General features: G+C 73.0%; 8 protein-coding genes and 1 pseudogene. 6 read left to right on the forward strand and 3 right to left on the reverse strand.

Annotation, left to right across the window (positions count from 1 at the left end):
* Positions 1 to 204 precede the first annotated feature (204 nt).
* Positions 205 to 2,274: an NAD(+) synthase gene (locus H5J33_RS13140; protein ID WP_181795083.1), complete on the reverse strand. Its 2,070-nt coding sequence runs from the start codon at positions 2,272 to 2,274 to the stop codon at positions 205 to 207.
* A 170-nt stretch (positions 2,275 to 2,444) separates the two neighbouring features.
* On the opposite strand from H5J33_RS13140, the gene H5J33_RS13145 reads away from it, so the two are divergent.
* The 3 genes and pseudogenes from H5J33_RS13145 to H5J33_RS13155 all read left to right on the forward strand — a co-directional run.
* Positions 2,445 to 2,879: a hypothetical protein gene (locus H5J33_RS13145; RefSeq protein ID WP_181795084.1), complete on the forward strand. Its 435-nt coding sequence runs from the start codon at positions 2,445 to 2,447 to the stop codon at positions 2,877 to 2,879.
* A 347-nt stretch (positions 2,880 to 3,226) separates the two neighbouring features.
* Positions 3,227 to 5,266, forward strand: coding sequence for a hypothetical protein (locus H5J33_RS13150; protein ID WP_181795085.1), 2,040 nt, complete (start codon positions 3,227 to 3,229; stop codon positions 5,264 to 5,266).
* Positions 5,267 to 5,313: 47 nt separating this feature from the next.
* A pseudogene (locus H5J33_RS13155) lies at positions 5,314 to 5,743 on the forward strand (glutamate--tRNA ligase); the annotation flags it as partial.
* A 6-nt stretch (positions 5,744 to 5,749) separates the two neighbouring features.
* Here the strand turns inward: H5J33_RS13155 and H5J33_RS13160 are convergent.
* A complete protein-coding gene (locus H5J33_RS13160) occupies positions 5,750 to 6,385 on the reverse strand; it encodes a pyridoxamine 5'-phosphate oxidase family protein (RefSeq protein ID WP_181795087.1) in 636 nt (211 codons plus the stop codon).
* Positions 6,386 to 6,748, reverse strand: coding sequence for a helix-turn-helix transcriptional regulator (locus H5J33_RS13165; RefSeq protein WP_181795088.1), 363 nt, complete (start codon positions 6,746 to 6,748; stop codon positions 6,386 to 6,388).
* A 183-nt stretch (positions 6,749 to 6,931) separates the two neighbouring features.
* Between H5J33_RS13165 and H5J33_RS13170 the strand changes: the two genes are divergently transcribed.
* The 3 genes from H5J33_RS13170 (at position 6,932) to H5J33_RS13180 (ending at position 9,849) form a co-directional block, all read left to right on the forward strand.
* Positions 6,932 to 8,164, forward strand: coding sequence for an MFS transporter (locus H5J33_RS13170; protein WP_181795089.1), 1,233 nt, complete (start codon positions 6,932 to 6,934; stop codon positions 8,162 to 8,164).
* Positions 8,165 to 8,353: 189 nt separating this feature from the next.
* Positions 8,354 to 9,178 (forward strand): NAD(P)H-binding protein, encoded by an 825-nt coding sequence (locus H5J33_RS13175; protein ID WP_399552820.1) that lies wholly within the window; start codon positions 8,354 to 8,356, stop codon positions 9,176 to 9,178.
* The gene (locus tag H5J33_RS13180; RefSeq protein ID WP_309485393.1) at positions 9,175 to 9,849 is read left to right on the forward strand and encodes a TetR family transcriptional regulator; all 675 of its coding nucleotides are present in this window, start codon (positions 9,175 to 9,177) and stop codon (positions 9,847 to 9,849) included. Before H5J33_RS13175 ends, H5J33_RS13180 begins: the two co-directional genes overlap by 4 nt.
* Positions 9,850 to 10,039: the final 190 nt, after the last annotated feature.

The raw sequence follows: 10,039 nt of genomic DNA on the forward strand, positions 1-10,039 counted from the left end.
GGGCCGCGCGGTGCGCCGGTTCGGCGGTACGACGAGGGTGACCTGCTCGTCGTAGACCCCGCGCAACTCGGCGGCCAGCCGGTGCGCGAGCCCGTCGTCACCGCACACCACCATGTGCGCCTGCGGGACCCCCGGTCCCCCCTGATACGGAACGCTCGCCACGAGGGGAAAGAGTGGCCGAAGCCGGACCCCGGTTCCAGGCGGCTAGCGGACCTCGCCCGCCGCCGCCTCGAAGTCGAAGCGGGCCAGGTCGCGCAGCCACACCTCCGCGTTGCCGTCCGAGGGGGCGCGCCAGTCGCCGCGCGGGGAGAGCGAGCCGCCGGCCGAGACCTTGGGCCCGTTCGGCATCGCCGAGCGCTTGAACTGCGAGAACGCGAAGAAGCGGCGGCAGAACACCTCCAGCCAGTGCCGGATCTCCGTTAGGTCGTACGCCACCCGCTTGGCCTCGGGGAAGCCGGGCGGCCAGGCGCCGGCCTGCGCATCGTGCCAGGCGTGCCAGGCCAGGAAGGCGATCTTCGAGGGCCGGAAGCCGTAGCGCAGCACCTGGAAGAGGGTGAAGTCGTGCAGCGCGTACGGGCCGATCTTGGACTCGGTGGACTGGAGCTCCTCGCCCGGCACCAGCTCCGGGCTGATCTCGGTGTCCAGGATCGCGGACAGCACCTTGCCGGTCTCGTCGTCGAACTGGCCGCTGGCGACGACCCAGCGGATCAGGTGCTGGATGAAGGTCTTCGGCACGCCGGAGTTGACGTTGTAGTGGCTCATCTGGTCGCCGACGCCGTACGTGGACCAGCCGAGCGCCAGCTCGGAGAGGTCGCCGGTGCCCAGCACGATGCCGCCGCGCTGGTTGGCCAGCCGGAACAGGTAGTCGGTGCGTAGGCCCGCCTGGACGTTCTCGAAGGTGACGTCGTAGACCGGCTCGCCGGCGGCGAAGGGGTGGCCGATCTCCTTCAGCATCAGCCGGGCGGTCGGCGTGATGTCCAGCTCGGCGGCGGTGACACCGAGGGCGCGCATCAGCTTGTGCGCGTTGTCCTTGGTGTGGTCGCTGGTGGCGAAGCCGGGCAGGGTGAAGGCCAGGATGTCGCTGCGGGGACGGCCCGCGCGGTCCATCGCCCGGGCGGCGACGATCAGCGCGTGTGTGGAGTCCAGGCCGCCGGAGACGCCGATGACGATCTTGGGCCCGCCGATCGCCGCGAGCCGCTGCTGGAGTCCGGCGACCTGGATGTTGTACGCCTCGTAGCAGTCCAGGGCGAGCCGTTCGGGGTCGGCGGGCACGAACGGGAACCGCTCGACGCGGCGGCGCAGCCCGAGGTCGGTGCGCGGCGGGTCCAGCTCGAAGGAGACGGTCCGGAAGTCGCCGGTGCGGGCGGCGTGCGTCCGGCGGTTGTCGTCGAAGGTGCCCATCCGGTGGCGTTCCTGCCGCAGCAGGTCGAGGTCGACGTCGGCGACGGTGCACTGGTCACCGAGCGGGAAGCGGTCGGACTCGGCGAGCAGCACCCCGTTCTCGTAGATCATGGTCTGTCCGTCCCAGGACAGGTCGGTGGTGGACTCGCCGAGGCCGGCCGCCGCGTAGACGTAGGCGGCCAGGCAGCGGGAGGACGCCGAGCGGCACAGCAGCGCGCGGTCCTCGGCCCGGCCGACGGTGATGGGGCTGCCGGAGAGGTTGACCAGCACGGTGGCCCCGGCGAGGGCGGCCTCAGCGCTGGGCGGCACCGGCACCCACATGTCCTCGCAGATCTCGGTGTGCAGCACCAGCCCGGGCACGTCCTCGGCCGCGAACAGCAGGTCCACCCCGAACGGCACCTCGGCACCGGCGACACGGATGGTGCCGCCCCGCTCGTCGTGGCCGTCGGCGATCTGCCGGCGTTCGTAGAACTCGCGGTAGTTCGGCGGGTACGACTTCGGCACGACGCCGAGGACGCGGCCCCGGTGGACGATCACCGCGCAGTTGTAGATCCGGTGCCGGTGGCGCAGCGGGGCGCCGACGACCAGGACGGGCAGCAGCTCGGCCGAGCCGGCGACGACCGTGTGGAGCGCCGTCTCGACCTGGTCGAGCAGCGCGTCCTGGAGGAGCAGGTCCTCGATGGAGTAGCCGGTCAGGCCCAGCTCGGGGAAGACGGCGACGGCGACGCCCTCGTCCGCGCACCGGCGGGCCTGGCGCAGGACCGCCTCGGCGTTGGCGTGCGGGTCGGCGATGACGGTGTGGCCCGTGCACGCGGCGATGCGCGCGAAGCCGTGGCTGTACAGCGACCAGAAGTTCAACGGGGCTTCCTTCATGATTCAACAGACCGCACTGACGAAGCGAATCTCCTCCTGAGGGAAGCCTAGATCCCGGCCGCACGCAGCCCGGGACCCGGCCGCGTACTCGGGGTACTCGGGCACGTACCCGGACGCGGCTGAGTAGGCGCGCTCTGTGCGCGGGCGGCGCGCGGCGCGACGGTGGGGGCATGCGAAAAGCAGCAGGCGAACGTACGCGCACCGCCCTCAGGATGCTGCCGGTCCTCGCGCCCGCCGTGGTCGCGCCCCTGGCGTGGGCCGGCTGGCTGGGCTGGGACCAGCAGCGGGACGTCCACCCCGACGGCACGACGACCGGCCCGTACCAGCCCTGGCAGGTGATCGGGCCGGCCCTGACCCAGCTGGCGCCGGTCTACTGGGCCACCGCCCGCCGCCACCCCCTCGCCGCCGTCCTCGGCACCTCGGCCGGCCTGACCGCCGCCGCGTACTACGACTGGTCCGACGACGCCGGCGGGCTGTTCGTGATCGGCGTGGGCCTGGTGGCGCTCGGCAGCCTCGCCGCGACCGCCGCCGTGACGGGAGCGATCGGTCTCGCACGCCGCGCCCTCACCGGCGGCGGGCCACCCACGGTCGGGCACCTGCCGTAGGCGGCCGTGGTCGGGCAGGCACTAGCACAGTCCTGCCGTCCATGGAGGAGAAACAGGAGGAATCCGAAGAAATGATTTCTCCGCTGCTAGCTTTTTCGGGCAGTCACATCAGCGGACTCCAGCTCCTCACCTTCGCCCCGCGGGCGGTGGGCGGCAACGCCGGCAGTCAGGGCCGGTACGTCTCGGAAGCGCGGTCGAGCGTGCTGATGCCGTCTCGGACACATCGGGCCTCGGCCCGGGCCGGCCGAGGGGGAGAACGGAGAACAGCGTGACCGATCTCCCCGGACCACCACGGCGTCCGGGTGCATGCCCGGACGGACACCGGGACGAAGATCGGAGTACACCTGATGGAGCCCTTTTCCGGTGTGGGCGAGACCGTGCTGCCCCGCCCCGTCGAAGCGCTGCCCACGCCCGCGCTGGCGCCCGCGACACGCAAACTGGCCGACAAACTCATCGAGCGCTTCGCCATGGGCGAGTCCGCCGCGGTGGCCCTCGCGCAGGCCGTCGTCGACCCGTCCGCCGCGCGCCAGGCAGCGGAGTCGCCCGAGCGGCTGCGGGTGCCCGGCGGCGAGATCCTGGCGATCCGGGCCGAGGTGTGGACACGCAACGTCATCCCGGATCCGCGAAACCCCCGGATCTCCCCCTCGCGACGGCACCCCGCCTCGAATCTGGTCGGCACCAGCGAGAGCACGCGCTTCCGCCCGCTGGCCGAGCCCGCCGCCGCGCCGGCAGGCCGTCCGGAACTCGTCCAGCGGCTCGCCAACCAGGAACACCTGGCGTGGGCGGCCCAGCTGGCCAAGGAGTACGTGCTCGACCACAACGACTGGCGGGAGTCGCTGCGGCACCAGGGCGTGATGACCGAGGTGTGGCTCGCCGCCACGGCCTTCCAGCACGAGGACGGCACCCCCGGCGTCACGGTGCCGGTCACGGTGGAGGGATCGAGCCGTGTGACCTGTGCGCACGAACTGCTCGACCTGAGGTCCGCCGACGTTCCCTACATCCGGGACACCACGAAGCTGCGCTCCCACATCCGCAAGCTCAACGAGGCGATCACGACCGCCGGTGACCCGGCGCAGATCGACCCCGCGGTGGCGGTCAAGGTGCGCTGCGAGCGGCTCCCGGCACTGCTGCTCGTCGGTTTCGAGCCGCACGACGGCGCCACCACCGACTTCAGCGTGGCGGTGAAGTCGCTGGTCGCGCTGCGGCACGTCGACCCTCCCAAGCCCTGGGGCGAAGCGGCGGAGAACGAGGCCCTCGCCGACGCCGTGGTGGACGAGATCGAGCGACGCAAGCTGATCACTCGCGTCAAGGCGGACTGGCTGCGCGGTGCCCTCACCCCCGACCAGGCCAGGGCCGCCGGGTTCAACGACGATCCGTCCGTGCGGGCCGCGGCGATCGTCCGGCTCTTCGCCGAGCGCGACCCGAAGATCCACGCAGCCGTGCGGATCGCCATCACCGGACAGAGCACCCGCAAGAACATCACCACCAAGCTGCTGCTCGACGTGGCTTCCTCCTTGGTCATGCGCTCGGTCCCGGAGGATGACGCGCGCAAGCGGGAGCGGATGCGGAAGTACCTGAAGTCGGCGTTCCCGGGCGAGCTGGCCAAGGACTGGCAGGCCACCTTCCGCGGGACGGAGGAACTGGCCCAGGCCGCGCTCACGGAGGTGACACAGGGCGAGCCCGGTGTGGCGACCAGGGAACTCGCGGCCCGCAGTGCCTACCCCCTGGTGATCAACGGCCAGCTCACGGGCGACCGTGGCACGCAGAACAACGACCAGCCCGACCGCCGCCATCCGGGCGAGGTCATCGACCGCATGCGCAGCACCCCGCACGGCGTGCACCAGTTGAAGCAGACGCTCCTCGATTCCACGGCGGGCCGCAGGGCCCGCAAGGTCGACGAGACGGGAAAGGTCATGCAGAACGACGACGGCCGCGACATCCTCGTCACCGACGCGGACCTGCGTCGGACCTTCCCGCCGGCCGGCGAGGGCCCCTCGCCCACACCGGCTCCCCGGAACACGGCCGAGATCCTGGGGAACGCCCTGCACGACCTCGCCACCTCGATCCATGCCGTCGCGAGCGCGGTCAAGGCCGTCGAGGCGGTCAGGAGCGACGACGGGACCCGTGCCATCGATTCGCTAGGCGCCGACCGGGCCGACTGCGAGGCATGGCGGACCGTTTTGCAGGACGTCCTGTTCAAACTGCCCGTCTGGCAGCAGCGGAGCGTCCAGCGGCACGGGATCCTCACCGAGGACCCGTTCGACCTCGACGCGGACTCGGAGGACGCCGGCATGGACCTGGACGGCGGTGACGAGGAGCTGGACGCCGGTGAGGGGGCGGAACCGGACGGCGGGGATCAGCCCGACGGTCCGTCGGCCGGCGTGTAGCGCCTGCCGGGGCGGTGGCCGGTGCGCCGGCCACCGCCGGTACAAAGGGCGAGTGCCTCCGCGCCCCGGCCCCGGCGCGGTTCGCCGCGGCCTGTGCGCCGTACACCCCGGCTGACGCGGCTCTCCGGGATCACCGGCTACGGGGACTTCCTGTTCCTGGGAGAGCCGGTCGAGGACGAGGTGTCGTGGCACAGGGCGACGAAGGAGGGTGCCGGGGACGTCCTCGGGGACGTGCGCGCCGCACTGGCCGCCGTCGCCGGCTGGAGGGCCGAGGAGCTGAAGGGCGTCCTGCTCGCCGTGGGGGAGAGGCACGGGCCGAGGCTGGGCAAGGCCCAGGCGCCGGTCCGGGTCGCGGTCACCGGGCGCGCGGTCGGGCTGCCGCTGTTCGAGTCCATGGAGCTGCTCGGCCGGGACCGGGTGCCGGCGCGGCTGGACACCGCGATCCGGAGACTGGCGGGGCGGGGTGCGCCGGGGTAGGGCGGGTCAGGCCTGCTCGCCGAGTTGGGTCAGGCGGGCGCGCAGGTGGGCGTTCTCCTGTTCCAGGGCGTCCAGGCGGGCGCGGACGGGGCGCAGGGCGGTCTCCAGCTCCTGCTCGGAGTAGCGCGGGGTGATGTGCTGGTGGCAGTTCCAGTCGAAGCCCTCGACCTCGACGATCATCAGGCGCTCCACCTTGCCGTCGGTGCGCGGTTCGCCGAGCCGTTCGGTGAGGGCGGGGTCCTCGTCGAGCCCCTGGGTGCGGGCCCGGCCCAGCAGCTTCAGGCGGGCCTGCCGGGCGTAGTCCATGAAGAACAGCGCGACCCGGCCGTCGGCCCGCAGATTGCCGGTGGTGATGTACTGCCGGTTGCCGCGCACCTCCGCCCAGGCCAGCCGCCGCCCGTCCAGGACGTGCACGAAACCGGCGGGGCCGCCGCGGAACTGGATGTAGGGCCAGCCGGTCCCGCCCGTGCTGGCCAGGTAGAACCCGTCCCGGGTGGTGAGGAACGCGGCCTCGTCGGGGCCGAGTTCGTCCGGGCCGGTGTCGGGCTGGGCGAGGGCGCGCACTCCCAAGAGCCCGCTGCCCTGCTCCTCCTGGACGCGGCGCACGCTGTCCGTGTAGGCGAGGTGTGCGAACCGTCCCATCTAGCGTCCCGCCTCCCCGTCGTCCGCGGCCGTGCCCGCTCGCGTGGCCGGCGTGGCGCCCAGGATGGAGGTGAGCAGGCCGGGGAAGCGCCGCTCCAGTTCCTCGCCACGGACCCGGCTGACCCGGGTGTTGCCCCGCAGATGGGTCTCGACGAGGCCGCTCTCGCGCAGGGTGCGCAGATGGTGGGAGACGGTGGAGCGCGCGACCGGCAGCTCCAGCGCGCCGCAGGGCGCCTCGCCGACGGTGTCGAGCAGCCGCACGATCCGGAGCCGCACCGGGTCCGCGAGGGCTTGCAGCACGGTGCCGATCTCCACCGTGGCGAGGTCCGGCTGCGGCAGCCGGGTCTCCTCCGTCGTTCGCATCCTGCCTCCAGGCTCTTCCCGCCTCGCGCGGCCCGGCGGCACCGGGGCGAGGGAGACGAGGTCGCGCGGCCTTGGCGTGGTCGCACAACTATGACGATGTCGCTCGACATCTACGATACACATCGAACCTCTATTACGATCGGCATCGACATTCCCGATGTCCATCGAAACTCAGGTGCTTCCATGACCCCTCCCGCCGCACAGCAGGGGCGCGCCTGGCGGACCCACGCCTGTGTGCTCGCGCTCGGCACGTTCGCCGTCGGCACCGACGCCTTCGTCATCGCCGGGCTGCTGCCCGGCATCAGTGACTCCCTCGACGTCTCCGTGGGCGCGGCGGGCCAGCTCGTCAGCGTCTTCTCGTTGGCCTACGCCCTGCTCTCCCCGGTGCTCGCCGCCCTCACCGCCCGCTGGTCGCGCCGTACGGTGCTGATCACGGGGCTCGGCGTGTTCGCCGTCGGCAACGTGGTGACCGCCCTCGCCCCCGACTACGCGCCGGTCCTGGCGGCCCGGGTGATCGCCGCGGCCGGCGCCGCGATGTTCACCCCCAACGCGGGCGCGACCGCGGCGACCCTGGCCGGACCCGAGCACCGGGGCCGGGCGATCGCCATCGTCACCGTGGGGCTGACCGCCTCGCTCGCGCTGGGCGCGCCGCTCGGCACCGTCATCGGCGAGGCGTGGGGCTGGCAGGCCACCATGTGGTTCGTCACCGCGCTCGCCCTGGTGGTGGCCCCGGTCATCGCCCTGCGGCTGCCCGACGTGACCCTCGGCGGCCCGGCCCGGCTGCGCCGGCGTCTCGCCCCGCTCGCCGACCGCAAGGTGGCCGTGGTGCTGGCCGGCACGCTGGTCGCGTTCACCGGCATCTACCTGCCGTACACGTACATCAGCGCCGTCTTCGAGCCCGCCACCGGCGGGGACGGCGGCAAGGTGGCCGTGCTGCTGCTGGTCTTCGGGCTGACGGGGACGGCCGGCAACCTCACCGCGGGCCGGCTCGCCGACCGCAAGGGGCCGCGTGCGGTCGTCATCGGCGCGACGCTCCTGCTCGCGGTGGTGTTCGCGGCCATGGCCGGGGCCCGCTCCGCCTACCCGGCGGCCGTCGCGCTGACGGCGGTGTGCGGCATCGCCTCCTGGTCGGTGACCGCGCCGCAGCAGCAGCGCGTCATGGCGCTGGCCGGCCCCGGCGGCGAACCGCTGGCCGTCTCCCTCAACGCCGCCGTGATGTACCTGGCGATCTCGCTGTCCAGCGCGCTGGGCGCCGGGATCCTAGGCGCGGCGGGTGCCGTGTGGATCACCTGGGCGGGCGCCGCCTTCGCCGTGGCGGCCGCGCTGGTCACGGCCGCCGCCGCCCGCACCGAGCGGGCCGGTGGTATCCGGTGCCGCTCGGGGGCGGAAGCCGTGGTCCTACGTCGGAAGGCGTAGAACTAAACAAGCGTTGATTTTTCCTGCGGGCGGGCGTAGCGTCGTCAACGCCCCTTGTTGCAAAGGGAGTCGGCGAGTGCCCCGGCCGTGCGCAGGTACGACACGCCCTGCGCGACCCCCGTCGGCCGGGGTTCACCCGCCCTCCCTCCACACGCCCGTGGACGGACGAAAGGCTGAGGGATGATCCTGGTGACCGGTGCGACCGGCAACGTCGGCCGGAACCTGGTGCGCGAACTGCTGGACGCGGAAGCGCCGGTACGGGCGCTCACCCGTGACCCGCGGCGCGCCGGCCTGCCGGACGGAGTCGACGTGGCCCAGGGCGACCTGACCGACGCCGAGTCCCTCGCCGCCGCGCTGAACGGCGTGGAGCGGGCGTTCCTCTTCCCCGTGCACGGCCGGCTGGGAGCGTTCCTGGACGCCGCGACCCGGGCGGGGCTGAAGCAGGTGGTGCTGCTGTCCTCGCAGTCGGTGGTGGACGACCACCTGAGCCGGGAGCGGATGGGCAGGCTCAACGCGGCCGACGAGCAGGCCGTCATCGCCTCCGGTGTGCCATGGACGTTCCTGCGCCCCGGCCCGTTCATGGTCAACGACCTGCCGTGGGCGTGGGGCATCAAGGCGGAGGGCGTGGTCCGCGCGGCGTACCGCGAGGCCGCCACCGCGCCCGTCGACGAGCGGGACATCGCCGCCGTGGCCGCCCGCGCCCTGCTGGACGAGGAACACCTGGGCCGGGCGTACGAGTTGACCGGTCCCCAGTCGCTGACGCAGGTCGAGCGGGTACGGATCCTCGGTGAGGTGCTCGGCAGGGAGCTGCGCTTCGAGGAGCTGACGCCGGAGGCGGCGCGGGAGCGGATGACCCGGCACCTGGAACCGGAGACGGTGGACTCCCTGCTGCGCATGTTCGCCCGCCAGTCGGGTGCGACGGTGCCGGTGTCCACGGCGGTGCGGGACGTCACCGGCCGTCCGGCGCACACCTACGCCGAGTGGGCGGCCCACCACGCCGGTGACTTCGGGTGACGGCAGGCCGTACGCGGGCCGGTGCCACCGGCGCGGAACCGGAGCGCAAGGGCGAGCGCACGCGCCGGCGGATCATGGAGGCCGCGCGCCGCAAGTTCGCCGAGGTCGGCTACGAACGCGCCACGATCCGGGCCATCGCCGCCGAGGCGGGCGTCGACAAGGCGTCCGTCATCCAGTACTTCGGCACCAAGCAGGAACTCTTCCGCGAGGCGGTCAGCTGGCACGTCCCGATCGAGGAGCTGACGACCCCGGACCCGGCCCGCACGGTCGACAACTACCTCCGCGCCATGCTGAGCAGCTGGGCGGCCGACCCGGACAGCCCCATGGCCGTGCTGCTGCGCACCAGCATGACCAGCGAGGAGGCCGCGGAGCTGCTGCGCCGGCACGTGACCAAGGAGACCATCGACCGGGTGGCGGCGAACGTCGACGCCCCGGACGCGCGGCTGCGCGCCGCGCTGTCCGGGGCGATGATGTTCGGCATCGCGACCCAGCGGTACCTGCTGCGCATGCCCGACCTGGCCGAGGCCGACCTGGACGACGTACTGCGCCTCGCGGCACCGCTGTTCCGCGCCCTGATCGCACCCGGGTCGGAGCCCGGGTCGGAGCCCGGGGCGGAGCCGGGGCCGGGACCCGGGAGGGAGCCGGGGACGGATCCCGGGGCCGGGTCCTGACCGCGAGCACCGTCAGCCGAGGGCGTCGGACCGGTCGGCGACGAGGGCGATGAGTTCGTCCAGGTCGTACTGGGCGCGCCGGGGGCTGCCGTAGCGAGTGATCTTGCCGCGGCTGGCCCACTTGCGGATGGTGGCCTCCGTGACCCCGGCCGCGAGCGCGGCGAGTTCCGTGGGCACGAAGCGCCGCCGC

The sequence above is a fragment of the Streptomyces sp. WELS2 genome, from assembly GCF_013870595.1.
Classification (GTDB): domain Bacteria; phylum Actinomycetota; class Actinomycetes; order Streptomycetales; family Streptomycetaceae; genus Streptomyces.

Coding starts and splice junctions, on each gene's coding strand:
- H5J33_RS13140 (WP_181795083.1), bottom strand. CDS start 2,274: ATGAAGGAAGCCCCGTTGAACTTCTGGTCGCTGTACAGCCACGGCTTC.
- H5J33_RS13150 (WP_181795085.1), top strand. CDS start 3,227: ATGGAGCCCTTTTCCGGTGTGGGCGAGACCGTGCTGCCCCGCCCCGTC.
- H5J33_RS13170 (WP_181795089.1), top strand. CDS start 6,932: ATGACCCCTCCCGCCGCACAGCAGGGGCGCGCCTGGCGGACCCACGCC.
- H5J33_RS13165 (WP_181795088.1), bottom strand. CDS start 6,748: ATGCGAACGACGGAGGAGACCCGGCTGCCGCAGCCGGACCTCGCCACG.
- H5J33_RS13145 (WP_181795084.1), top strand. CDS start 2,445: ATGCGAAAAGCAGCAGGCGAACGTACGCGCACCGCCCTCAGGATGCTG.
- H5J33_RS13160 (WP_181795087.1), bottom strand. CDS start 6,385: ATGGGACGGTTCGCACACCTCGCCTACACGGACAGCGTGCGCCGCGTC.